This window comes from Azospirillum sp. RU38E (genome assembly GCF_900188385.1).
GTDB lineage: Bacteria > Pseudomonadota > Alphaproteobacteria > Azospirillales > Azospirillaceae > Niveispirillum.
In genome coordinates this window covers 101,962-126,910 of sequence record NZ_FZOI01000001.1, presented here as the reverse complement: position 1 = coordinate 126,910, position 24,949 = coordinate 101,962, and the positions used below count along the sequence as shown (strand labels likewise).

The window sequence follows — 24,949 nt, the reverse complement described above, 5'->3', positions numbered from 1 at the left end:
TGGTACCGGAACGGGTTTGAGGGGATGGGGAATGGTGGATGGACCCTTGCCGCGTGGGGTGGGCAAAGCCGGGGTTGAAGCGTCTAAGCAGGCGCTGGACCGGCTGTTCGACCATGTGAACCGGGTGATCTTGTCCCGCCAGCACCCGGTGACCGGCCTGCTGCCGGCCAGCACCGCCATTACCGTGCATGGCAATTACACCCATGCCTGGGTGCGCGATAATGTCTATTCCATCATCGGGCCCTGGGCCTTGGCGCTGGCCCTGCGCCGCCGGGGCGACAGTGCCGCCCGCGCCCGCCTGCTGGAACAGAGCGTCATCAAGACCATGCGCGGCCTGTTGCAGGCCATGATGAAACAGGCCGCCAAGGTGGAGCGGTTCAAACATACCCAGGCGCCGCTGGACAGTCTGCACGCGATATATTCCGCCGCCACCGGGGAAGCGGTGGCGGCCGATGATGGCTGGGGGCACCTGCAGATTGATGCCACCTCCCTGTTCCTGCTGATGCTGGCGCAGATGACGCGCTGTGGCATGAACCTGATCTACACGATGGACGAGGTGGCCTTTGTCCAGAACCTTGTGCATTATATCGGCCCGGCCTATCGCATCGCCGATTTCGGCATCTGGGAGCGGGGGCGCAAGATCAATGACGGCGCGGTGGAGCTGAATGCCAGCTCCATCGGCATGGCCAAGGCCGCCCTGGAGGCCATTCAGGGCCTGGACCTGTTCGGGGAGGATGGCGGCCGCGTGGCGGTGATCCATGCCGTGCCGGATGAGATCGCCCGCGCGCGCGCCACGCTGGAAGCCCTGCTGCCCCGCGAAAGCGGATCGAAAGAGGTGGATGCCGCCCTGCTGGGCGTCATTGGCTGGCCCGCCTTCGCCGTGGATGTGCCGGAGATTGTGGAGCGTACACGCGCCGAAATCCTGGGCAAGCTGGCCGGCCCCTATGGCTGCAAGCGATTCCTGCGCGACGGGCACCAGACCGTGCTGGAAGACCATGCCCGCCTGCATTACGAGGCGGGCGAACTGGAGCGGTTTCGCGGCATTGAAAGCGAATGGCCGCTGTTCTTCACCTATCTTTATGTCACCGCCCTGCTGACGGGCGATGCCCGCAGCGCCGCCGATTACCGGGACAAGCTGGAAAAGCTGCTGGTGCAGCGCGACGCTGACGCCCTGCTACCGGAACTGTTCATCGTACCGGAAGCAGCGGTGGAGGCTGAACGTGCCCATCCCGGCAGCCAGGCGCGCATCCCCAATGATAATGTGCCCCTGCTCTGGGCGCAGAGCCTGTTCATCATGGGGCTGCTGCTGGATGAGGGGTTCCTGTCCGCCAGCGATATCGACCCGCTGAACCGCCGCGCCAAGCTGAAGCCCAAACCACCGGTGCCGCTGCGTCTGGTGGTGCTGGCCGAGGATGCGGAGGTGCGGGGCAAGCTGCGTGACCATGGGCTGTGGTGCCAGACGCTGGATCAGGCCGGCCAGTCCATCCATATCTGCCATGCCGATGTGCTGGTGGGCGCGCTGGCGGAGCTGGGGAGCTGCCCGCCGCTGGGCCTGTCGGGCCGGCCGCCGCGCCGGCTGGGCACGCTGATCACCGGCTGCGGCTATCGCTTTGCCGGGCAGCCCACCGTCATCATCCCCACCTTTGTCGATGAGCAGGATGGGTTCTATTTCACCTTCGATAACCGCTTCCTGGTGGAACGGCTGCTGTCGGAGGTGGCCTATATCAACCGCACCTGGACCTTCACCAAGCCGCCGCTGATGGTGTTCCCCGTCACCCGCGCCATGGCGACTGGGGGGGCGTTTGAGGAGCTGGCGCGCACCCTGACCGACCTGTGCAACGGCAATGTGCCGGATACGTTTGTGCGCGGCGGCGATCTGGCGGACAGCTATGCCGCTGCCCGCATCGTCTCGCTACAGGATACCGCCCCCTCCTGCCCGGTCACCGCGCGGCCGGTGCGGCCGGCGCCGGTGGGGGATGTGTTTGATCTGGCGGCCCCGGCGCTGACGGCGGAGGAAAAGACCCGGCTGGAGGAGGCGGATACGCCCTGGCTGGCCCATAACCTGCCGGAGGAACGGCATGTCGGCCGGCACTTGGCGATGCTCAGCCTGCTCTGGCACCGTCAGGGGCGGGATTTCCAGCCGCATCCGGGTGGGCCCAGCCTGCTGGTCATGGCCGAACGGCTCTACCGGGCGGCCGGCGGGGCCGACCGCTGGGATATCGTGCGCCCGCTGGCCTTCCTGCTGGGCCGCCATGATGAGCGGTTGCAGGATGCGGTGAAGGAAATCGTTGTCCGGCAGAAACATGTGATGTTCGGGGCCTGGCACGATCACGGTTCCCTGGTTGACCGGCCGGTGGACAATGCCACCATTGCCAACCGGCTGGCGGCCCTGGGCGGCGATGGTGCCACCATCATGCTGCGGGAAGAAATGCTGCTGTTCAGCGGCATGTTGATCAAGGCCAGCCCGGAACTGTTCCGCTACACGCTGTCGGCCCGCCCGGCGGAGCTTTTGGGGTTGCTCTGCCGGTCCCTGGCCCGCCAGCGCGGCCTGTCGGACGCCCAGGCTTTGGAGCTGCTGAAGGCGGAGGGGCCGCACGCCATGCTGACGCGGCTGCGCCGGCTGATTTCCCGCTGCCCTGGCATGACGGGGGATTTCTGCCTGCCGGTGCTGGCGCGCAATTGCGCGGTGGAACGGCCGGAATTCGCCCTGGAAAGCGACCATTGGGCCGCCCATGCCCTGGCCGGGGGCGATTGGTGGGGCTGGCGCGATGTCACCGGCACGCTGTTGCCGGTGCCCGATGAATTCTTCATGCGCGTCTGGGCCGTGCTGCGCCATTGCGAGGAACTGGCCATCGCCGACGCCTCCCAGCCCGACCACCGGTTGAGCAGCGCCACCCTGCGCGCCGACAGCACCCCGGCGGAACGCGATTTCGCGCGGGAGGTGGAATGGCGGCTAGACCGTATCCTGAACCCCGAATACCGGCAATTGACGGTGGAGGCGCTGTGGGCCATGTCGGAAGTGCTGGCCGTGCATCAGGCGGTGCGCTGGCCCGGCCTGCTGTCAACCGACAAGGTAATCGCCGAGGCGGTGGCCCGCCATTGGCGCCTGCTGCACCCGCGCCATGACGATCCCCTGGGCGCCCTGGCCTGGAAGTCCTTCTACAACCTTTCCCCCGTGCTGGCCGCCGAACATCTAGCCATGGCCGCCTTGACGCTTGCCGGCGTGGTGGCGCCGGTGGCCAGTGCGGCGTGAAAGCGGGGCTATGACCTACCCCTCCAGCCCCTCCCCCGCCGCCTTGCGCACGGCGGCGGTCAGGGCCCGCAGGGGGGCGGCCTGCAGGCGGGTGACGGTCCAGTAAAGCTGCACATGCACCGGTCGGCGCGGCGGCAGTTCCACCAGCCGCCCAGCGGCGAGATGCGGGGCGGCCAGCATCAGTGGGTGCATCCCCCAGGCCAGCCCCGCCAGGGTGAAATCCAGAAAGCCTTGGGTGGAGGGCACCCAGTGCGGCGGGGCGGAAAGCTCCATGCCATAGGCATCGCGGGCCCAGCGCGCCTGCAAATGGTCCCGCCGGTCGAACCGCATATTAGGGGCCTGGGCCAAACTGGCGGCATCCACGCCCTGGGCGAAATAGCGCGCCATGAAGGCGGGGCTGGCACAGGCGATATAGCGCAGACGGCCCAGCGGCAGGGTCTTGCAGCCCTGCACCGGTTCCGGGTCGGCGGTAACGGCGGCCAGCACGTCGCCGGCGCGCAGCCGTTCGGCCGTATGCGCTTCATCATCCAGGGTCAGGTCCAGCAGGGCGGCATTGTGGCAGGCGAACAGGCCGGCGGCAGCGGGGAACCATGTCGCCAGACTGTCGGCATTCACCGCCAGCCGCAGCGTGGGCGGGGCGGCCGCCCCCTGCACCTCCGGTTTCAGCAAGGGGGCCAGATCGGCTTCCAGAAGGCGCACCTTGTCCATATGGGCAACCAGGGCGCGGCCCAGATCGGTGGGAATGCAGGGCTGGCCGCGCACCACCAGGATGGTGCCCAGCCGTTCCTCCAGCCCGCGCACGCGCTGGGACACGGCGGACGGGGTGATGCCCAACGCCGCCGCCGCGCGTTCAAAGCTGCCTTCATGGATGATGGCGGCCAGAGCGGCCAGGGCCGGGTAATCAAGCATGGATGAAGCATGGCTTCATCAGGGTAAGAAAAACAAGTTTTACTGAACCACTCTGTCGGCATTACCGCTGGGGTCATGACATACAGCCTCGCCCCCTTCCTCACCGGTTTCGCCTTGTCCGCCGCCCTGATCATGGCGATCGGGGCGCAGAACCTGTTCGTGTTGCGCCAGGGGTTAAGACGCCAACATATCGGCCCCATCGTGCTGTTCTGCGCGGCGGCGGATGCGCTGCTGATCACGGCAGGTGTGTTGGGGCTGGGGGCTTTCCTGGCCGCCTTGCCACAACTGGCCGACCTGCTGGCCATCGCGGGCGCGGGGTTTCTTGGCTGGTACGGGCTGCGCGCCCTGGGCCGGCTGCGGGCGGGGGAGGCCATGGCGGTGGGCGAGGGCGATGGGGTGACGCTGCCCCGCGCCCTGGCCGCCACCGCCGCCTTCACCCTGCTGAACCCGCATGTCTATATGGATACGGTGCTGCTGATGGGCGCCGCCGGTTCCGCCCAGCCGGAAGCACTGCGCCCCCTGTTCATTGCCGGGGCGGTGGCGGCCAGCTTCTGCTGGTTCACCGCCCTTGGCTATGGGGCGCGGATGCTGACACCGATGTTCGCCCGGCCAGCGGCGTGGCGGGTGCTGGATGGGCTGGTCGGGCTGACCATGCTGGTACTGGCAGCGTCGCTGGTCTGGCGGGTGGTCGGGTAAACGCCCTGCCTGCAACTTCACGCCTGCTTTGCGTCGATGATCGACCGACGGATGGCGCGGGTGCGGGTGAACAGTTCTTCCAGCTTCTCCCCCTCGCCCCAGCGGATGGCACGCTGCAGGGCGGTCAGGTCTTCGGTGAAGCGCTGGATCACCTCCAGCACGGCTTCCCGGTTATTCAGGAAAATGTCGCGCCACATCACCGGATCGCTGGCGGCGATTCGGGTGAAGTCGCGGAAGCCGGAGGCGGAAAACCGGATCACTTCCGATTTCAGATGTTCTTCCAGATCGGTGGCCGTGCCGACAATGGTATAGGCGATCAGGTGCGGCAGGTGGCTGGTGATGGCCAGCACCCGGTCATGGTGGCCCGGTTCCATCAGCTCAATCTGGCTGCCACAGCCGCGCCAGAAGGCGGCCAGCTTTTCCACTGCCGCCGCATCGCTGTCGGGTACCGGGGTCAGGATGCACCAGCGATCCTTGAACAGGCTGGCAAAGCCGGCATCCGGGCCGGAATGTTCCGTACCGGCCAGCGGGTGGCCGGGCACGAAATGCACACCATCGGGCACATGCGGGCCGATATCGCGCACCACCGACTGTTTCACCGAGCCCACATCGGTCAGGATGGTGCCGGGTGTCAGATGCGGGCCGATAATGGCCCCCAGATCGGCAAAGGCCCCGATGGGGGTGGCCAGCACCACCAGATCGGCACTGGCAACCAGGGCCGGATCGGTGCTGGCGGCCGCCGCAATGCCCAGTTCCATCACCCGGTCGCAGACGGTCTGCGACCGATCAATACAGACCACATCCTTGGCCAAGCCCGGATATTCCGCCACGCACCGCGCGATCGAGGAACCGATCAGGCCAAAGCCGACAATGGCAACGCGGGAAAAGAGCGGGCTGGTCATGGGAAAACGCCTGGTGGGAATGGAGCCATGGTCAGTACCATGGGCGACAGGCGGTCTCAAGCAGGCTGGCAGGTGACCAGCAACCTCAACCCAGGCTTGGCCCTGTTCTGAAAAGGGGTGGTTGCCTTTGCAACCAGCCCCGTTCTCACATCACCCCTTGGGCAGGGTGATGGGGGTGGCATAGGCGCCGATGGGCAACATGCGGGTGGCGCTTTCGCCCAGCTTCAGCGTCGCCGCATCCAGGCGCGCGTCCCCGGCATCCACGAAGCCCTCCACCTCCACCAGATGCACGGCACCGCCGCCACCGGGTAGATGGTGGGTGCGCAGCTGCAGGGTGGCAAAGCCGGCCGCTTCCAGCACATCCTTCAGCCGGCCACGGCTGACATCCTGGCCCACTTCCACCGCCAGCAGGGTGCGGTCATCGCCCGTGGCTTCCGCCGGGACGGCGGCCAGCACCAGGGCGTCGCCGCCCTCACGGCCAACCTGCTGCCCGGCTTGGCGCAGGAAGGGCAGGCGGGCAATGATGCGCGGGGTCTTGGGATCGGGGGAGACGAGGAAACGCCACCAGGCGTCGTTATCATCCTCTTCCGGCCAGGGCACCACAGCGACGGTCGCCGTCCCCTCCGACACGGCGCGCAAGGCGGCCATGGGGGTATTGACGGCGATGGTGGGGGTGGCGCTGCCGAAATGGTCACGCGCATTATCCCAGAGCGGGCTGCGCTGGTCATCCGGGCAGACCACGGCGACGCCCAGCGGCCCCTGCACGCGGGTAAAGGCCGATACCATCTCCCGCCAGATGCGGATCAGGGCCTGCAACGGGAAGGGGCCGCTATGGCGGGCCACCAGGGTGCGGATAATCTCCGCCTCCCGTCCCGGCCGGATGAAGGGACGGCCCGGAGGCTTCACCCGCCCCACCTCCTGCACCACCTCGGTGCGACGCAGCAAAAGGGCGTGAATCGCCGCATCGATCTCATCGATCTCGCGGCGCAGATCATCAAGCGTGGGGGTCGGGGACATGGATGGCCGGAAATTTGTCCGTGCAGGGCCGGATAGTAGTAGTCGCCACCCCCGGTAAAATCAAAGAAAACATTGACACCCGTGCCCCCCCTTTCTAGCTCTACTTGCCCAACCGGACCCGTGCATCCCCTGCCCGGCCGGCCCTGCCCGTTATCGCCGCCGCTTTTTGCGTGCGCCTTCGATGGAACGCCCGGTGACTGAAACGCCCGCCCTTTTCCGCGATTGTGGCCCGGCAGAACCCGCCCGTTCCATCGTGCTGGGCAAGGATACCCCGCTGAGACTGGATAGCGGGGTGGAGCTGGGCTGCTTCCGTCTGGCCTATCAGACCTATGGCACGCTGAATGCCGACCGCTCAAACGCCGTGCTGGTCTGCCATGCGCTGACGGGGGATCACTTCGTCGCCGAAAAGCATCCGGTGACGGGCAAGCCCGGCTGGTGGAACCTGATGGTCGGCCCCGGCAAGCCGATTGATACTGACCGATTCTTCGTCATCTGCTCCAACGTCATCGGTGGGTGCCTGGGCAGCGAGGGGCCGAAGGAGATCAATCCCGCCACCGGCCAGCCCTGGGGCCTGTCCTTCCCCGTCATCACCATCGCCGACATGGTGCGGGCGCAAAAGATGCTGGTGGAGCATCTGGGCATCCGCCAGCTGTTCTGCGTCATCGGCGGCTCGATGGGCGGGATGCAGGTGCTGCAATGGGCCGTCTCCTACCCGGAGATGGTTTATTGCTGCCTGCCCATCGCCACGGCGGCCCGGCACAGCGCCCAGAACATCGCCTTTCATGAGGTGGGGCGACAGGCCATCATGGCCGATCCGGAATGGCGCGGCGGGGACTATCTGAACCAGAATACAAGGCCCACCAAGGGGTTGGCGGTGGCGCGTATGGCCGCCCACATCACCTATCTGTCCGAACCGGCCCTGCATCGGAAATTCGGGCGCAATCTGCAGAACCGGGCCGCCATCACCTTCGGCTTCGATGCGGATTTCCAGGTGGAAAGCTATCTGCGCCACCAGGGCATCAGCTTTGTTGAGCGGTTTGACGCCAACTCCTATCTCTATATCACCCGCGCCATGGATTATTTCGATCTGGCCGCCGACCATGGCGGGGTGTTGGCCAATGCCTTCCGGGTGAAGGGGGCAGACGGGGTGGAACGGCCCACCCCGGTGCGATTCTGCCTGATCAGTTTCTCCAGCGACTGGCTGTTCCCCACCAGCGAAAGCCGTGCCGTGGTGCACGCGCTGAACGCGGTGGCGGCCAATGTCAGCTTTGTGGAGGTGGAGACAGACAAGGGCCACGATGCCTTCCTGCTGGATGAGCCGGAATTCTATCAGGTCGCGCGCGGTTTCATTGAAGGCAACGCCCAGCGGCGCGGCCTGACCAGCACGGCCAAGGGGGCCTGAGCCATGGCGATTTCCGGTCCCCATATTCGCACCGATCTGGAAAGCATCACCGCCTGGGTGGATGAAGGCGCCCGCGTGCTGGATGTCGGCTGCGGCGAAGGGGAGCTGCTCTATGCCCTGGTCCATCGCAAGAAGGTGGATGGGCGCGGGCTGGAACTGTCGATGGACGGGGTGCGCCGCTGCGTCGGCCAGGGGCTGGCCGTCATCCAGGGCGATGCCGATACGGATCTGAAGGATTACCCGTCCAACAGCTTTGATTATGTGATCCTGTCACAGACCTTGCAGGCCACCCGCCAGCCACGGGAAATATTGGAACAGCTGGTGCGCATCGGCCGGCACGCCATCATCTCCCTGCCCAATTTCGGTTATTGGCGGGTGCGGATGGAATTGCTGCTGAAGGGGCGGATGCCGGTTACCGATCGGCTGGGCTATGATTGGTACAACACCCCCAATATCCATTTCTGCACCATCCGCGACTTTGTGATGCTGTGCCGGGAGATGGGCATCCGCATCGAACGCAGCCTGATTTTAGGCGCCGATGAAAAGGTGATCGACGCCCCCGCCGATAGTGGGCGGGCCAATTGGTGGGGCGAACAGGCCCTGTTCCTGTTGCAGCGCACATAATATCATTTCGTATAGTCCATACAAAAGGTCATGTTCGAACCCTTGCCGGGGGCCGGGAATGGGCGCACAGTTCCATTACGGTCTGGTTGCAGTTGGGTGACAGGTTAGGCCCCCCAGCAACTCCCCTCCCTCCTGTGGCCAGACCGCCATTTATTTCCCGCCATGACCGGCGCAGGCCGACATGGCGGGGTGGAAGGGAGGTTCAGGATGCGTCGTCACGCTTATGCTTACACCGAAATCACCAGCTCGCTGCGCCAGGCGCGGGAGCGCCTCGAACGTCTGGAACGCATCTCCACCGCCCTGCTTGGTCTGTCTTTCGCCCTGCTGATTGGCGCGGCGATCATGTGACAATCCGCCTGTCCCCCATGGGCGGCATTGACCGGGGTATGCCGGTTGTCTCCGTACCGAGCGTATTTCCTGGAAACTTTCGACGGCCCCGGCGTTATGCTCGGGGCCGTTTCTTTTGGGCCGTTCCGCCGGCCCCGTCCAAATGGGGAGCATGAACCCGTGCGTTATCTTTCCTGGATCGTCACCTTGCCGCTGGCGGTCATCGCCATTTCCTTTGCTGTCTCCAACCTGACCCCGGTGCAGCTCAGCCTTTGGCCCCTGCCCTTTTTCGTGGAAGCACCAGCCTTTGCCCTGGTGCTGGTGACCCTGGTGGTGGGTTTCCTGCTGGGCGGGCTGACGGTGTGGATCGGCCAGCATGGCCACCGCAAGGCGGAGCGCAAACATCAGAGCCGGGCCGACAAGCTGCAAAAGGAACTGGATCTGCTGCGGGCGGAAAAGGCGGCTGGCACGCCGGGGACAACCATCGGCCAGACCTTGCCGCACGCCTGATCCCCCTTTTCGCCCCATCCGATTTCGCGTCATAGTGCTGGCTTGAGGCAAACAAACGTTTGAGCGGAGAGGCATCATGGCGGCACCGGTTATTCCCCTGGCCGATTATCCGGGGCTGGTCGGCACGGAGGTTGGCGTGTCCACCTGGGTGACGGTCGATCAGGCGATGATCGACCGATTCGCCGATCTGACGGGCGACCGGCAGTTCATCCATGTCGATCCGCTGCGGGCGGCCCAGACGCCGCTGGGCGGCACCATCGCCCATGGTTTCCTCACCCTGTCCCTGCTGGGCGGCATGGGGATGGAGATCATCCCATTGCCCGCCGGCATGGCGATGAGCATGAATTACGGTTTCGACAAGCTGCGTTTTCTGGCGCCCGTGCGCAGCGGCGCCCGCGTGCGCGGGCGTTTCACCCTGGCGGGTCTGGAAGACAGGGGCAAGGGCCAGCATATGCTGCATTATACCGCCAGCATGGAGATTGAGGGGGAGACCAAGCCGGCCCTGGCCGCCGACTGGCTGATCATGGTGGTGATGGCCCCCCGCTGAGGGCAGACCCGCCCCGCCGGTCACCGGCTTGACCTGGCAGAAGTCTGAAACCATATGGCAATCACGACATTTCCCCTGCACAGGCGATCCGGGACGGCCCGGATCGCCGGGGAAAGCGCCATAGCGGGGACGGCCCCTTCAACAAAGGGGGAGGTTCCCTCCATGGCGTGGTTTTACCTGCTGGCCGCCGGCCTTGCCGAAATCGGCTGGGCCATCGGCCTTAAATATACGGACGGTTTCACCCGTCCACTGCCAACAGCCCTGACGCTGCTCTCCATGCTGGTCAGCATCCTGCTGCTGGGGCTGGCGCTGAAGACATTGCCGCTGGGCACTGCCTATGCAATCTGGACCGGGATCGGCACCGTGGGCACGGTGCTGGCCGGGATGCTGCTGTTCGGGGAACCGACCGATGCCCTGCGGCTGGGCTGCATCGCCCTGATCGTGGCGGGCATTGCCGGGTTGAAATTTCTGGCCCCTGGGTGATTTGTTCCCCCATTGTTCCAGCCCCTGATTTACGTCATGCTGCACCGATACAGGGAGAACAAAAGGCCACCCACGTGACAACCACCCAGCTTGCCATCGGCCTTGAACAGGCGCTGGCCTTTCGTCTGCACCGACAGCATCTGCTGGAACCGGCGGCGGATGGGCTGGCGGCGGCGGGCAGCCTGATCGGGGCGCAGGCGCAGGTTCATTCCGCCGCCCTGTTGCAACTGCGTGCCCGCGCCGCCGCCGGGGTGGATGATGCGGCGCTGGAGCGGGCCCTTTATGCTGACCGGTCGCTGGTGAAGCTGTGGGCCCACCGGTCCACCCTGCATTTGTTGCCCGCCACCGACCTGCCCATGGTGCTGGGGGTGCGGGGGCTGCACAGTGACGCCTATCAGAAATGGTACAGCCGGGAGGGGCTGCCGCCGGAACAGGTGGCGGTCTTGATCGCCGCCATCAGCCAGGCCCTGGCCGACGGGCCGCACAGCCGCATGGATCTGTCGCGCCGGCTGGTGCCGCAACTGGGCGATTGGGCCAAGCCGTGGCTGGAACATAGCTGGGGCGGGGTGCTGAAACTGGCCTGTGCGCTGGGCCATCTCTGTCATGGTCCGGCCATGGGGGCGGAAAGCGAGGGGGAAGCCGGCCTGCGGGAAGCGCGTTTCGTGCGGCTGGAAAGTTGGCTGCCACCCGGCACGCCCATTACCCCGATGGCGGGGCGGGCGGCGGTGGCAGCCTTGCTGCGCCGTTATCTGGCCAGTTTCGGCCCCGCCAGCCCGGCGGATTTCCGCAAATTCAGTGGCCTGCCCGCCGGCCCGGTGCATCAGGGCTTTGCCGATCTGGCGGGAAAGATCACCCCCGTTGCCATCGCCGGCAAGCCCGGCTTCTTCATCCTGGTCGATGATGGGGAGGCGTTGCACCAGGCCGAGCATGTGCCCGGCCACCTCACCACCCTGCCCTTGTTCGATCCCTGGCTGCTGGGCCATCAGGATACCGGGCAATATCTGGACGACCGGCACCGCCCCGCCATCTATCGCACCGCCGGCTGGATCAGCCCGGTGGTGCTGCGCCAGGGCCGGGTGGTGGCGCATTGGAGCCACCGGCGGGTCAGCGGTGGCAGGCAGAGCAAACCGCACTGGCAGGTGACACTGACCCCGCTGGAAAAGCTCTACAAGAAAGAGATGCCGGCCATCACCCGGGCCCTGCGGCGGCTCTCCGGCGGGCTGGCGGTGGATCTCGTCAATCCATAAGCCATGCGATGCAGCAAAGCCCTGTCATGCGCGCAAGCTTGTGCTATGGTGTCGCCCCCTTCTCTGGCCGCCGGGGTGGCCGGGTGGGGATTCGTGTAACCATTCCCCTGTCCCTTGGACCGACCATGGGGCGACAAACCGACCGGGTTCAGGATGAAGATCACCATCGAACGTGCCGCCCTGCTTCGCTCCCTCGGGCATGTGCAGAGCGTTGTCGAGAGGCGCAACACCATCCCGGTCCTGTCCAACGTGTTGCTGCGCGCGGAAAATGGCGAGCTGTCGCTGACCGCCACCGACATGGATCTGGAGATTGTGGAAAGCGTGCCGGCGGATATCACCCGCCCCGGCTCTGCCACCGCCCCGGCCCACACGCTGTATGACATCGCCCGCAAGCTGCCCGATGGCAGCCAGGTGGAGCTGGATGCCTCAGGCGATGTGCTGACGCTGCGCTCCGGCCGTTCTAACTTCAAGCTGGGCACCCTGCCGGTGGATGATTTCCCGCAGATGACCCAGGGCGACCTGCCCCACCGGTTCAGCCTGACGGTCGCCGCGCTGAAGGGGCTGATCGACAAGACCAAATTCGCCATCTCCACCGAGGAGACGCGCTATTACCTGAACGGCATCTATATCCACGCCACCAAGCCCAAGGCCGGTGAAACCGCCGCCCTGCGCGCCGTCGCCACCGACGGCCACCGGCTGGCGCGGGTGGAAGTGGGCCTGCCGGCAGGGGCGGAGGCCGTGCCCGGCGTCATCATCCCGCGCAAGACCGTGCTGGAAGTGCGCAAGCTGCTGGACGAAGCCGCCGACAGCATCGAGGTGCAGCTGTCCGACACCAAGGTGCGCTTCGCCTTTGACAGCATCACCCTGACCTCCAAGCTGATTGACGGCACCTTCCCGGATTATGAGCGCGTGATCCCCGCCGGCAATGACAAGACGCTGGAAGTGGATGCCAAGCTGTTCGCCGCCGCCGTGGACCGCGTGGCCACCATCTCCACCGAAAAGTCGCGCGCCGTGAAGCTGGCCCTGGGCAAGGGCGTGCTGACGCTCTCCGCCACCTCCCCCGATGCCGGTTCGGCAACGGAAGAGATTGAAGTGGTCTATGAGCAGAGCGCGCTGGAGATCGGTTTCAACAGCCGCTACCTGCTGGATATCACCTCCCAGATCGAAAGCGGTGTCGCCAAATTGCAGATGGCCGACAGCGGTTCGCCCACCATCGTCCGCGATGCGGCGGATGGTTCGGCGCTGTATGTGCTGATGCCGATGCGGGTGTGACCCGCTGCTTGCCCAGCCCCTGCGTTACGCGTTACACTAATGCGTAACGCAGGAGACTCTTCTGATGGGACAGGCGGCTGAACGGGTAAAGGCGTTTCGGGAGCGCAAGCGGGCGCAGGGGTTGCGGGAAATCCGGCTGTTCATCCCGGATGCCCGTTCCCCCCAGTTACGTGCCCGGATCGCCGAACAAGTGGCCCGCCTTGATCCGGTCGCCGAGGCTGATGCCATGGACTTGATCGAGTCTGTCAGCGATTTTGATAATGAAGACCTGACGGATGCAACGCGGTGATGTGGTGGTGGTCGCCACCAATGGCGACGATGGGAAGCCGCGCCCGGCGGTGATCCTGCAAACCGATGCGTTACCGCCAACCCATCAGTCCGTTATCCTTGTTCAATTCACCAGTGATTTGGCAGACGCCGATTTCCGGGTAACGATTGAACCCCATGCTGATAACGGATTGCAATCCCGTTCCCAATTAATGGCAGATAAGCCGATCACGGCGCGCCGCGACCGCATTCAGCAGGTAATCGGACACTTATCACGGGAAGAAATGGCGGAACTGACACGGGCCGTCGCCTTTGTGATCGGTCTGGCAGACGCATGATGCAAAGCCACGCCCATCATCACTCCGCAGCCGCCAGCGAATAGCCACCCTTGATGCCAGCCCACCCCACCCTCGCCGTCACCCGCCTGACCCTGACGCGCTTCCGTTCCTACGCCTCTGCCCGGCTGGAATGTGATGCGCGGCCCGTTGTGCTGACGGGGGAGAATGGGGCCGGCAAGACCAATCTGCTGGAAGCGGTCAGCTTCCTGGCCCCCGGTCGCGGGATGCGCCGGGCCAAGATTTCGGACGCGGAGCGGATCGGTGACAGCAGTGCCGCCGACTGGACCGGCGGCCCCGGCTGGGCCATCGCCGCCCAGGTGCAGACCCCGCTGGGCCCGGTGGAAATCGGCACCGGCCGCGACCCGGCAGGCGGGGAGAGCGAGCGGCGGCTGGTGCATATTGATGGACGCCCGGCCAAAAGCCAGATCGCGCTCGCCGACCATGTTTCCGTCGTCTGGCTGACGCCACAGATGGACCGGCTGTTTCAGGAAGCGGCATCGGGCCGCCGGCGCTTCCTGGATCGGCTGGTCTTCGGCTTTGATCCCGGCCATGCCGGGCGGCTGACCAAATATGAAAATGCCCTGCGCGAACGCGCCCGCATCCTGCGCGACGGGCCGGTTGATCCGGCCTGGCTGTCCGCCTTGGAAGACCAGATGGTGGAAACCGGCATCGCCGTGGCCGCCGCGCGGGCGGAAATGGCGCGGCGGCTGGAAGCGGCGGCCGCCCAGGGCGTCGGCCCCTTCCCCTCCCCCGGCATCCGCATGGATGGCGGGATTGATGAGCTGCTGACCGACCGCCCGGCGCTGGAAGCCGAAGAGGGCTTCCGCCGCGCGCTCGCCGAGGGGCGGCGGGTGGATGCGGTGGCCGGCGGTGCCGGCATCGGCCCGCATAAATCCGACCTTGCCGTCACCTATCGCGCCAAGAACATGCCGGCCGAACTGGGCAGCACGGGCGAGCAGAAGGCCCTGCTGATCGCCATCGTGCTGGCCAATGCCCGGCTGATGAAGGCCGAAACCGGCACCCCGCCGCTGCTGCTGCTGGATGAGGTGGCGGCCCATCTGGATGAAGGCCGCCGACAGGCCCTGTTTGACGAGATTCTGGCCACCGGCGCGCAAGCCTGGATGACCGGGACGGATGCCGAAATCTTCCGCCCGCTGGGGGAACGCGCCACCCATATCCAGGTCGCCCAATCGCAGCTAAGCCATGCGGAAATTTGGTAGGCTGAATACGCTTTTACCCCTCTTTTTGCGCCCTTTCTGATAAACTCCGCCCCATGACCCAGACTGATCTCCCCCCCAACGAACCCACGGCCCCGCAGCAGTCGGAGGAGTATGGCGCAAGCTCCATCAAGGTCCTGAAAGGCCTGGATGCGGTGCGCAAACGCCCCGGCATGTATATTGGTGACACCGATGACGGATCGGGCCTGCACCACATGGTCTATGAGGTGGTAGACAATGCCATCGATGAGGCATTGGCCGGCCATGCCGACAAGGTGGAAGTACGGCTGAACGCCGATGGTTCGGTGACGGTGCGCGACAATGGGCGTGGCATCCCGGTGGATATCCACAAGGAAGAAGGCGTGTCGGCGGCAGAGGTCATCATGACCCAGCTTCACGCCGGCGGTAAGTTCGACCAGAACAGCTATAAGGTGTCGGGCGGCCTGCATGGCGTGGGCGTGTCGGTGGTGAACGCGCTCTCGGAAATCCTGGACCTGCGCATCTGGCGCCAGGGCCGGGTCTGGGCAATGCGCTTTGCCCATGGCGATGCCGTGGCCCCGCTGGCCGATGCGGGCGAGGCGCCGGTGGTAGCCGAGGGCCCGCGCAAGGGCCGCCACCTGACCGGCACGGAAGTGACCTTCCTGCCGTCCAAGGCCACCTTCACCAAGACGGAATTTGATTTCCAGACCCTGGAACATCGTCTGCGCGAACTGGCCTTCCTGAATTCCGGCGTGCTGATCCTGTTCACCGACGCGCGCGGGGCCGAACCGCGCACGGTGGAACTGTATTACGAGGGCGGGCTGGAAGCCTTTGTGCAGTATCTGGACCGGTCCAAGACCCCCCTGCACAAGCCCGGCATCTATGCCAAGGCCGAACGCGCATCGGAAGCGGGCGTGCCCATCGGGGTGGAAGTGTCGTTGCAGTGGAACGACAGCTACCACGAGACGACTTTGTGCTTCACCAACAACATCCCGCAGCGCGATGGCGGCACCCATCTGGCCGGCTTCCGCGCTGCGCTGACCCGCACGGTCAATAAATATGCGGAAGAAAGCGGCATCCTGAAGAAGGAGAAGGTGGCGCTGGCCGGCGACGATATGCGCGAAGGCCTGACCTGCATCATCTCCGTCAAGGTGCCGGACCCGAAATTCTCCAGCCAGACCAAGGACAAGCTGGTCTCGTCCGAAGTGCGCCCGGTGGTGGAAGCCATCTGCGCCGACGCGCTGTCCACCTGGTTTGAGGAACATCCCGCCGATGCCCGCAAGATTGTGGGCAAGGTGGTGGAGGCTGCCGCCGCGCGCGAAGCCGCCCGCAAGGCCCGCGAACTGACCCGCCGCAAGGGCGCGCTGGACATGGCCAGCCTGCCCGGCAAGCTGGCCGACTGTCAGGAACGCGATCCGGCGCTCTCCGAACTGTTCATTGTGGAGGGCGACTCGGCCGGCGGTTCGGCCAAGCAGGGCCGTTCGCGGCAGAATCAGGCCATCCTGCCGCTGCGCGGCAAGATCTTGAATGTGGAGCGGGCGCGCTTTGACAAGATGCTGTCCTCGGCCGAAATCGGTACACTGATTGCGGCCCTTGGCACCGGTATCGGGCGCGATGAGTTCAACATCGAAAAGACGCGCTATCACAAGATCATCATCATGACGGACGCCGATGTTGACGGCGCCCATATCCGTACCTTGCTGCTGACCTTCTTCTATCGGCAGATGCCGGAGGTGATTGAGAAGGGCTATCTCTATATCGCCCAGCCGCCGCTTTACCGGGTGAAGCGCGGTACAGCCAAGGAACGGTATCTGAAGGATGACCGGGCGCTGGAAGATTACCTGATCGGCCAGGGCACGGATGACGTTTATCTGGTGGGCCCGATGGGCGACCCGCGCGGCGGCGATGATCTGCGCGGGCTGGTGGAACAGGCCCGCGCCGCCCGTGCTTCGGTGCAGACGCTGGCCCGCAAGGCCGGCAACCGCGATGTGGTGGAACAGGCTGCCATCCTGGGCGCGCTGACGCCCAAGCTGCTGGATGACATGCCGCGCGCGCTGGAACTGGCGCAGAATCTCGCCGGCCGGCTGAACGAGCTGGCCCGCCGCCGGGCGGTGACCAGTGGCGACGCCCTGGCCAGCGACACCAACGCCGCCGCCATTGGCGGCTGGACGGGTGATGCCGGCATTGACGGGCTGATCCTGTCGCGCACCCGCCGGGGCGTCACCCACCGCCATGTGCTGGATATTGACCTGCTGAAAAGCGTGGAGGCCCGCCGCCTGGACGCGATGCAGGAGCATCTGGCCGCCACCTATACCGATGAAGCCACCCTTCGCCACCGGTTGAAGGATTTGCGCGCAGTCACCGGCCCATCTTCCCTGTTCGAAGGCGTGATCGACCAGGGCCGCCACGGCCTGACCATCCAGCGCTATAAGGGCCTGGGCGAAATGAACCCGGATCAGCTGTGGGAAACCACGCTGGACCCGTCCAACCGCTCCCTGTTGCAGGTGAAGGTCAGCCACGCTGACGAGGCGGAGGATGTGTTCAGCACCCTGATGGGCGACGTGGTGGAACCCCGCCGCGCCTTCATCCAGGAAAACGCGCTGAAGGTGGCGAATCTGGACGTTTGATGGGGGGAACCGCCCCAAACCCGCTGCATCGGCTGACCGGGCGCTACACCTCTGCCGGGTAACCAGCGCGGTTTTTACACCTACCCCCTTGCCCGTCCCCGCCGACGCTTGTAATCAAGTATGCAGCGGGGCGGGCAAGCTGGGGTTTTGCGCATGACGGGCAAACAGGGTGCGCTGGGCGAGGCGATGGCCGCGTCGGTGGAAGCGGACGATGACCTGCTGGCCCGCATGTTGGCCGGCGGCGGCGATGCCCCCGCCCGCCGCAAGGCGAAACCCGCCAAACCCGCCGCGGCTGCCAAATCCCCCCCGCCAGACCCGGCCGCGGAACCCGCCGCCGATACCGGGGCAGAGGCGGAAAAGCCGCATTATCACGGTCACCGCGACCGGCTGCGGGAACGGTTCCTGTCCGCCGGGCCGGATGCCTTGCCGGATTATGAATTGCTGGAACTGCTGCTGTTCCAGGCCATTCCCCGCCGGGATGTGAAGCCGCTGGCCAAGGAACTGCTGACAGCGTTCGGCAGCCTGTGGGCCGTCACCCAGGCCAGCCCGGAACAGTTGAAGGCCCGCTTCGGCTTTTCCGATGGCATCATCGCCGCCTTGCGGGTGGTGGGGGCCATTGGGCTGCGCATGGCGCGCCAGCAGGTGATCGGCCAGCCCATCCTGTCATCCTGGCAGAAGCTGCTGGATTACTGCGCCGGGGCCATGGCGCATGAACCGGTGGAACAGTTCCGCCTGCTGTTCCTGGACCGCAAAAACACCCTGATCGCCGACGAGGTGCAGCAGCGCGGCACGGTGGACCATACGCCCGTCTATCCGCGAGAGGTGGTGCGCCGGGCGCTGGAACTCAGCGCCTCCGCGGTGATTCTGGTTCACAACCACCCCAGCGGCGACCCCACGCCCAGCCGGGCGGATATTGAGATGACCAAACAGATCATGGCCGCCGCCACGGCCCTGGGCGTGGTGGTGCATGACCATGTGATCATCGGCAAGGGTGGCCGCTATGTCAGCTTCAAAAGCGCCGGCCTGATGTGACGCCGGGGCCGCCGCTGCGGCAGGGAAGGGTGATTTTTTGACAGTTTCACCCTTTCGTCCCCCGCCGAATGACGCTATATCGTCCCTCGTGGTTTGCGTCCGTAGCTCATCAGGATAGAGCGCCGGTTTCCTAAACTGGAGGCAGCAGGTTCGAGTCCTGCCGGGCGCACCACGATTTTTCTGACATGGTTGGCGGCTGGGGTGGGGCGGGCTTTACCGCCAGTTGGAGGTATTTGCGTCTGACGGATGGACGCGGCAATGCTGAAAGCCATGGAGATCGCTGCGCCGTTCGGACCTCAGGGGTAAATCTGTGTAGCTGGTGATGAGAGGGAGAAAAGGGCCCCATTCCCGTCAATCTGCGGGGCAGGTTCCTGATAACGGCCCTTACTCCTAAGGCGTTGACTGCGGCCATCTAATGCGGGAAACGACCTGCGCTGTGGACAAATGGCTTCTAGCCTTCAACAGAGCCTTCTTTGTCGGAGTCTAGCGGAGCCTCACTCTTGGCCGGCCCCGGCTTTTTCACCCGCGACTTGAAGCTCGGGTACGCCATGTTGAGACTGTCTAATAGCATATTTACAAGGTGGAGGGCGTCTATAGCTACGCTACCCATGAGCCTTTTAGGAAGTGAAGGAATTCGGTGGTAGCGGTGCAATGGATTGAGACACAGGTCGAACACAGTGTCTCGTAGTGCGCCCCACTGACCATGAACATATCCAGAAGGCCAGCCATAATACTTATCATATACGTCTATGAGACCAGCCTCTTCGCTCATTTTGCGCAAATCCATACCGGCCCAGTTGCCTAGTTCGATAGACGTAAATTCTTGCCAAATGTCTTCATTAGCAAACATCTCAATTTCATCGAGGTCGATGTAATCAGGGAGTTCCGATTCAAAGTCTATCATTTTGAGAAAAGTTAGTTTTGCCTGACCGCTACCATGTGAACGAAACTTCTGCCAAAGATTCGGGTTGTCTCGTTTTAGCAGAAAGCTAAGAGTGATCACGATCTCGGTAAGGGTTCGAATGGCCAAGCGTCCTTCAACTCGCCTATGCGCCGTTCCATGGTTTAGGGTCATGGCAAGATTGATGCCGTAGAGAACCATGCCGAAAACCGCATCCAATCTTGGGTTGATATCGGTTGTTTCACACACCGAAAAGAAATGATCCCCAACTAGGGCATAAAGTTCGATGAGTTGACGCGCCACCCCTTCGGCTTGGCCCGACTCTGGCTCGCGCTGCGGCGCTGGTACACAGTCTGTCTTATCCCAGCACTCTTTCCAAAACGCTGCCGGCCACTGATTCTGCTCCTTGTCTGGCATACTGCTAAGCGCAATCTCTGCCGCCCTGATAGATGGTCGTACGCTCCGCATGTCACCAATGCGTGGGAATCCGATGATTGGCCGCGCCAACTCGGTTGGCATTTGCATCATGCCAGCTGCCATCATGAAGACAAGCTTAAGCCAGCGACAATCCGTGGATGCTTCAGATTGATGGTCGAGAGTGCGCGCGACAGCCTGAGCAAGACTTTGCAGCGCTTGCTCATAGTCAAGGAGCGTTAAGTGCCTCATCCAATGCTGGCGGTCAGGCAGGTTCTCAAACAGAAGTAGGGGAGTCAGTGCGTTTAGGACACCGGCATCTGCAAACAGTGGGGCGAACAAGGAGTCAAACTGTCGTTCTGTAAGCTTTGCGCCATCGGAATGGAGAATGCCCATCTTCAAGTCAGACTTGTAAGCCGCGTCAACGACCAATCTGAAATACGAAAGGTACTCGTCTCTCGGCAGAGCGCTAGTAAGCAGCACGGCCCACAGGACATCGGGCATTCGTTCGTCCCGCCATGACGAAGAGTTCATGTTCGGGAGAGAAGCGAGCGGCGGCGTCAGGGTCTTTCCCGACTGTTTATGCTGCTTGAGGGTGGAATAGTTACCTTTTTTCTTCTTAGACATTTCATCGCCATAGGTAACTTGTCATCGGTAGTAAGTAATTACTATAAAACAATTATATGAACAATTGGGAAAAATTGCAATGGAATTCGCTCGCTTTTCCGGAGAGTAATTAGTTTACGCCACGCCTTGAAACTTGTTTGTGGGCGCGTTTTAAAATATTTTTTCTTTGGAAAAACCTCTATAGGTTGGGGGTTTGCCCAGCTTCCCCCATCCGCGCTCGGAATCCGACCGACCACTTCCAGCCCCAACTCAGCAATAATTTATACTACCCCTGACTGCTGTGTTAAGTGTTCCAGAGTCAAACCACACACCTGCGGCGCTGAGTAAATCAGGCGTAACTGCCCCCCCATCACCCCCCATTAAACCGGTTCAGCAACCGGTCAATATAATCCCGCTCCTGCTTCGGCCGGTTCTGTTCCCCCGCACGCCGACGCAGTTCTTCCAGGATTTCGCGGGCGCGCTGTACATCGCCCTGGGTGGGGATTTTCACGTCTTCGCCGCCCATATTGCCATTGCCGGGCAGCGGGCGGCCCAGCGGGTCGCGGCCTTGCTGGCGGCCGGTCTGGGTGCGCTGGCCGCCGGATTGGCCCTGCTGGTTGGCCATTTGCTGCTGCATGGCTTGCAGGGTTTCCTGCAATTGCTGCAGGGCCTGATTCTGTGACGGGATGGCCTGGGCGGCATTGCCCTGGCCCAAGGCCTGCTGGGCCTCCCGCATCGCGCGTTCGGCATCGCCCAGCGATTGCGGGATTTGGCCGTTGCCCATCTCCCCCAACTGGCGCATCACCTCGCCCAGTTGCTGGCGCAGGGCCTGCTGCCGGGCGGCGGCATCGCCGGTTCCCTGGCCCTGGCCTTGCGCCCCCTGGCCGGGTGGTTGGCCACCGGGCTGGCCCTGCTCCCCCTGTTGCGGGCTGGGGCGGCGGCCCTGGCGGTTGGGCAGGCCGAAGCCCGGCATCTGCATGTTCTGTTCTGGCGGGGCGGCTTCCTGCGCCTGCCGGAATGTCTCATCCAGCAATTCGCGCTGCTGGCGCTGCACGTCCTGCAGCTTCTGCGACAATTGCTGCATGGCCTGCTGGCGGGCGGCATCTTCCGCCGTCTGCGGCGGCGGGGGCGGGGCGCCGTTTTGCAGATTTTCCATCATCTGCTGCAATTGCGACAGCATTTCCCGCGCCGCCTCCCGGCCGCCGGCCCGCGCCATGTCGCGCATCTGCTGCACCATCCGTTCCACATCCTCCCGGCTCATCACCTGGGTGTTGGGATCGGTGGGGGCCTGGGCTTGCGGCGGGGGCTGGCCGTTGCGGGCCTGTTCCAGCGCCTGGCGTTCCAGCGCGTCCATGAATTGCTGCATCGCCTGTTCCAGGCGCTGCATGGCCTGTTCCACCTCTGCGTCAGAGGCGTTGCGGTCCAGTGCCTCCATCAATTCCTGCTGGGCACTGCGCAGGTCGCGTTCGCTGAGCGCCACGCCGCCATCTTCAATCCGCAGCGCCACATCCCACAGCAGGGCCACCGTGCTGGGCAGCGCGCCGGGCGACTGGTTCAGCATCAGCCGGGCAATGGCGGCGCGCAGCCCCATGAAGGCCACCGGGTCGCCATTATAGGCACCGGGGCGGGCGGAAATCTCGTTCAGCTCCCGTGCCGCCATGGGGCGGGCGGCGTCGCCGGCCTGGATCAGCGCCTTGCGCTGGTCGATGATGGCGCGGGCCACCGGGTGGTTGAACACCCGTTCCGGCAGCACCAGCTTGCGCTCACTGCTCTGCCCCGTCTGCCCGGCGCCATCCTGGGCGCGCAGGCGAATCTGCACCGGCAGCCCGGCCCAGGGATGGCCGGTCAAATCCTCATAAGCCACGCCGGAGACTTCCCGCTTGTTGCGGGCCGGCACGGGCAGGGTGATGTCGATGGGGGTGCGATCGATGGTGGGGGCGATATCGTCGCTGTCCAGCGTCACCGTGGCGGTGACGCTGGTGATGCCGTAATCATCGGCGGCCGTATAATCCAGCCGCACGGCTTGGCGTTCCGTCACCGACGGCGGGGTGCGGAAGGCGATGCCGGGGCCCGTATCGGGCACCACCTGGATATCCCAGCCCGCCACCTCCCGCCCGGCCTGACGGATGGCGATACGCTCGCCCTCCCGGACGGCCTGTTCAACCTGCCAGCCGCCACCGGCCACCGGCTGGAACGGCACCTCTTCCCCATTGACCTTCAGCTTGGGCGTGCCATAGCCGCCGGTCAGCCGGGCGGTGAAGGTGCTGCCCTGCGGCAGCGCCACCGGCCCCGGCTCCCCGCCATCGGCCGGTTTCTGCCGGGTCAGGAAGATCGGCGGCTGGCCGGTATAATCGGGCGGTTTCACCCAGGCATCCAGCGTGGTGGGCACGCCGATCTGCGACAGGCCGACACTGGGCAACAGGGCGGATGTGAAGCGGCTGCCCAATTCCCCCCAGCCCAGCGTGGCACCCACGGCCAGCAGCAGCACGGGGATGGCGCGCAGGCCCCAGGGGTCGCGCGCCGTCACCACCGGGCGGGGGGCGCCCAGCTTTGTATGGGCCGCCTGTTTGCGGGCGCGTTCCTGTGCGGCCCGCCACAGGGCATGGGCCAGCGGATCGCCGGCCCCGCCGGCAATGCCGTCATTCAACTGGGTCAAGGGCCGGTGCGGCAGGGCGCTGTCCTGCTCCAGCCGGCGGCGCGCTTCCTCCACCGTGGCACGGCGGACTCCGCGCAGGTCACGCCAGCCCAGCCAGCCGATGCCGCCCAGCGTGCCCAGCAGCATCATGGCGTGCAGCCAAGCCGGCATGGCGATGAACAGGCCCATCCAGGCCAGGGCCAGAAACAGGCCGCCCGCCGTCAAAGGCCGCCAGAGGCCGCGCCACAAAGCCTCCGCATCCAGCACCAGCCGGGCCAGACGCAGGCGGCGGACCGCCGGATCGCGCGGGGCCTTTGCGGGCGTGCGCGTGATGCTGGCGGCCTTTTTATCTTCGGGGCGACGGTCCATTTCGATCCGGCTGTCATGGGCTGCCGGTTTGGCACCGACAGCCCCTTATTACGTACCGAAACAACCTACCGCGCTTTTCAGCCGCGCGGCGAGAGCCATTCCGGCATTTTTTCCAGCGACAGGCTTTCCTGGAAGCTGGGGCGGCGGCGAACGACCGCATATTCCGCCCCGGATACCAGCACCTCTGCCACCAATGGACGGGAATTATATGTCGAAGACATGGCAGCGCCATAGGCACCGGCCGTCAAAAAGGCCAGCAGGTCGTCCGGTGCCACCGGCGGCATCGGCCGCTGGCGGGCAAAGGTGTCGCCCGTCTCGCAGATCGGGCCGACAATATCCGCCGGTTCCAGGGCGGCATCGGCGGCGGGCTGGGCCACCGGCACCACACTGTGCCATGCCTCATACATGGCGGGGCGGATCAGGTCATTCATCGCCCCATCCACCACCAGGAAGCGGCGATGCAGCCCTTCCTTGACATGGATGGTGCGGACCAGCAGCAGACCAGCGGCGGCCACCAGCGACCGCCCCGGCTCCAGCGTCACCCGGCAGCCCAGATCGCCCACCGTGTCCGCGATGGCCTGGGCATAGGCCGGGTAATCCGGGCTGGCATCGTCAGGCTTGTAGGGCACGCCCAGACCGCCACCGAGATCGATGCGCGACAGCGGTACGCCCTGGGCCTGCAGCTCCCGCACCAGCCCGGCCAGCTTGCCAAAGGCCTGGCGGAACGGCGTGGTCTTCAGCAATTGGGAACCGATATGCACGGCAATGCCCACCGGGTTCAGCCCCGGCAGCGCCATGGCCTTGGCATAGGCGGCAGAGGCATGGCCGTAATCGATGCCGAACTTGTCTTCCTTGCGGCCCGTGGCGATCTTGCCATGGGTTTCGGCATCCACATCCGGGTTGATGCGGATGGCGATGGGGGCCTCAATGCCCAGTTCCACCGCCACGGAGGACAGCATGTCCAGTTCGGGCAGGCTTTCCACATTGATCTGGTGGATGCCGGCGCGCAGCGCCTCCGCCAATTCATCCCGCGTCTTGCCGACGCCGGAAAAGACGATCTTGTCCGCCGGGATGCCGGCGGCCAGCGCGCGGTGCATTTCGCCCGACGACACCACATCGCCGCCCGCCCCCAACTGGGCCAGGGTGCGCACGACGGCCAGATTGGAATTGGCCTTCAGCGCGTAGCAGATATCCACATCCCGGCCGGCAAAGGCATCGGCATAGGCGCGCCACGCCGCTTTCAACCCTTCGGTCGTATAGACATAGGTGGGCGTGCCGATCTCCGCCGCGATGCGGGAAAGCGCCACGCCCTCGGCATGAAGGGTGCCGTCGACATAATGGAAGCCGGGGGTGGGGAAACAGGTCATTGCGGCAG

Annotated in this window: 21 protein-coding genes and 1 tRNA gene; 16 read left to right on the top strand and 6 right to left on the bottom strand. The window is 64.8% G+C overall.

Translation table 11 applies throughout. The features are described from left to right. The first annotated feature begins 31 nt into the window (after positions 1 to 31). Positions 32 to 3,253 carry a glycoside hydrolase family 15 protein gene (locus CHB97_RS00550; protein ID WP_160105438.1) on the top strand — a complete coding sequence of 1,074 codons (3,222 nt, stop codon included), beginning with the start codon at positions 32 to 34 and terminating at the stop codon, positions 3,251 to 3,253. A 15-nt stretch (positions 3,254 to 3,268) separates the two neighbouring features. On the opposite strand, the gene CHB97_RS00545 is transcribed toward CHB97_RS00550, so the two are convergent. After that, a complete protein-coding gene (locus tag CHB97_RS00545; RefSeq protein WP_089285992.1) occupies positions 3,269 to 4,162 on the bottom strand; it encodes a LysR family transcriptional regulator ArgP in 894 nt (297 codons plus the stop codon). Positions 4,163 to 4,237: 75 nt separating this feature from the next. Here CHB97_RS00545 and CHB97_RS00540 point away from each other — a divergent pair, with 75 nt between their 5' ends. Further along, positions 4,238 to 4,858 carry a LysE/ArgO family amino acid transporter gene (locus CHB97_RS00540; protein ID WP_089285991.1) on the top strand — a complete coding sequence of 207 codons (621 nt, stop codon included), beginning with the start codon at positions 4,238 to 4,240 and terminating at the stop codon, positions 4,856 to 4,858. 17 nt (positions 4,859 to 4,875) lie between these two features. Here CHB97_RS00540 and CHB97_RS00535 read toward each other — a convergent pair whose 3' ends face one another. Both CHB97_RS00535 and CHB97_RS00530 read right to left on the bottom strand, forming a co-directional pair. Further along, a complete protein-coding gene (locus CHB97_RS00535; protein WP_089285990.1) occupies positions 4,876 to 5,760 on the bottom strand; it encodes a prephenate/arogenate dehydrogenase family protein in 885 nt (294 codons plus the stop codon). Between the two features lie 150 nt (positions 5,761 to 5,910). Then, positions 5,911 to 6,777: a chorismate mutase gene (locus CHB97_RS00530; RefSeq protein WP_089285989.1), complete on the bottom strand. Its 867-nt coding sequence runs from the start codon at positions 6,775 to 6,777 to the stop codon at positions 5,911 to 5,913. Positions 6,778 to 6,958: 181 nt separating this feature from the next. Between CHB97_RS00530 and CHB97_RS00525 the strand changes: the two genes are divergently transcribed. The 14 genes from CHB97_RS00525 to CHB97_RS00465 all read left to right on the top strand — a co-directional run bounded on the left by CHB97_RS00525 (position 6,959) and on the right by CHB97_RS00465 (position 18,821). Further along, the gene (locus CHB97_RS00525; protein WP_089285988.1) at positions 6,959 to 8,179 is read left to right on the top strand and encodes a homoserine O-acetyltransferase; all 1,221 of its coding nucleotides are present in this window, start codon (positions 6,959 to 6,961) and stop codon (positions 8,177 to 8,179) included. 3 nt (positions 8,180 to 8,182) lie between these two features. Further along, positions 8,183 to 8,803, top strand: a complete 621-nt coding sequence (gene metW, locus CHB97_RS00520) for a methionine biosynthesis protein MetW (RefSeq protein WP_089285987.1) — start codon at positions 8,183 to 8,185, stop codon at positions 8,801 to 8,803. A 207-nt stretch (positions 8,804 to 9,010) separates the two neighbouring features. Next, positions 9,011 to 9,151, top strand: coding sequence for a hypothetical protein (locus CHB97_RS26280; RefSeq protein WP_160105436.1), 141 nt, complete (start codon positions 9,011 to 9,013; stop codon positions 9,149 to 9,151). Positions 9,152 to 9,310: 159 nt separating this feature from the next. Further along, entirely contained in the window at positions 9,311 to 9,640 is a 330-nt protein-coding gene (locus tag CHB97_RS00515) for a lipopolysaccharide assembly LapA domain-containing protein (RefSeq protein WP_160105434.1), read from the top strand. A gap of 76 nt (positions 9,641 to 9,716) precedes the next feature. Then, entirely contained in the window at positions 9,717 to 10,187 is a 471-nt protein-coding gene (locus CHB97_RS00510; protein ID WP_089285985.1) for a MaoC family dehydratase, read from the top strand. Between the two features lie 162 nt (positions 10,188 to 10,349). Beyond that, the gene (locus CHB97_RS00505) at positions 10,350 to 10,670 is read left to right on the top strand and encodes a multidrug efflux SMR transporter (protein WP_089285984.1); all 321 of its coding nucleotides are present in this window, start codon (positions 10,350 to 10,352) and stop codon (positions 10,668 to 10,670) included. Between the two features lie 74 nt (positions 10,671 to 10,744). Further along, on the top strand, positions 10,745 to 11,917 hold the full coding sequence (locus CHB97_RS00500; protein WP_160105432.1) for a winged helix DNA-binding domain-containing protein: 1,173 nt from the start codon (positions 10,745 to 10,747) through the stop codon (positions 11,915 to 11,917). A gap of 153 nt (positions 11,918 to 12,070) precedes the next feature. Continuing rightward, entirely contained in the window at positions 12,071 to 13,189 is a 1,119-nt protein-coding gene (gene dnaN, locus CHB97_RS00495) for a DNA polymerase III subunit beta (protein ID WP_089285982.1), read from the top strand. Between the two features lie 64 nt (positions 13,190 to 13,253). Next, positions 13,254 to 13,478, top strand: a complete 225-nt coding sequence (locus tag CHB97_RS00490) for an antitoxin MazE-like protein (protein ID WP_089285981.1) — start codon at positions 13,254 to 13,256, stop codon at positions 13,476 to 13,478. Next, positions 13,465 to 13,794, top strand: coding sequence for a type II toxin-antitoxin system PemK/MazF family toxin (locus CHB97_RS00485; protein ID WP_089285980.1), 330 nt, complete (start codon positions 13,465 to 13,467; stop codon positions 13,792 to 13,794). Before CHB97_RS00490 ends, CHB97_RS00485 begins: the two co-directional genes overlap by 14 nt. Positions 13,795 to 13,847: 53 nt before the next feature. Continuing rightward, complete coding sequence (gene recF, locus CHB97_RS00480; RefSeq protein ID WP_089285979.1) at positions 13,848 to 15,014, top strand: DNA replication/repair protein RecF; 1,167 nt, start codon at positions 13,848 to 13,850, stop codon at positions 15,012 to 15,014. Positions 15,015 to 15,067: 53 nt separating this feature from the next. Continuing rightward, a complete protein-coding gene (gene gyrB, locus CHB97_RS00475; protein ID WP_089285978.1) occupies positions 15,068 to 17,617 on the top strand; it encodes a DNA topoisomerase (ATP-hydrolyzing) subunit B in 2,550 nt (849 codons plus the stop codon). 153 nt (positions 17,618 to 17,770) lie between these two features. Beyond that, positions 17,771 to 18,649, top strand: coding sequence for a DNA repair protein RadC (gene radC / locus CHB97_RS00470; RefSeq protein ID WP_244559333.1), 879 nt, complete (start codon positions 17,771 to 17,773; stop codon positions 18,647 to 18,649). 95 nt (positions 18,650 to 18,744) lie between these two features. Further along, a tRNA-Arg gene (locus CHB97_RS00465) sits at positions 18,745 to 18,821 on the top strand. A 279-nt stretch (positions 18,822 to 19,100) separates the two neighbouring features. Here CHB97_RS00465 and CHB97_RS00460 read toward each other — a convergent pair. From CHB97_RS00460 to lysA, 3 genes are all read right to left on the bottom strand, one after another. Next, complete coding sequence (locus tag CHB97_RS00460; protein ID WP_089367376.1) at positions 19,101 to 20,591, bottom strand: DUF5677 domain-containing protein; 1,491 nt, start codon at positions 20,589 to 20,591, stop codon at positions 19,101 to 19,103. Between the two features lie 349 nt (positions 20,592 to 20,940). After that, complete coding sequence (locus CHB97_RS00455; RefSeq protein ID WP_089285976.1) at positions 20,941 to 23,574, bottom strand: TIGR02302 family protein; 2,634 nt, start codon at positions 23,572 to 23,574, stop codon at positions 20,941 to 20,943. Positions 23,575 to 23,651: 77 nt separating this feature from the next. After that, positions 23,652 to 24,941 carry a diaminopimelate decarboxylase gene (gene lysA, locus CHB97_RS00450; protein WP_089285975.1) on the bottom strand — a complete coding sequence of 430 codons (1,290 nt, stop codon included), beginning with the start codon at positions 24,939 to 24,941 and terminating at the stop codon, positions 23,652 to 23,654. Between the last annotated feature and the right edge of the window lie 8 nt (positions 24,942 to 24,949).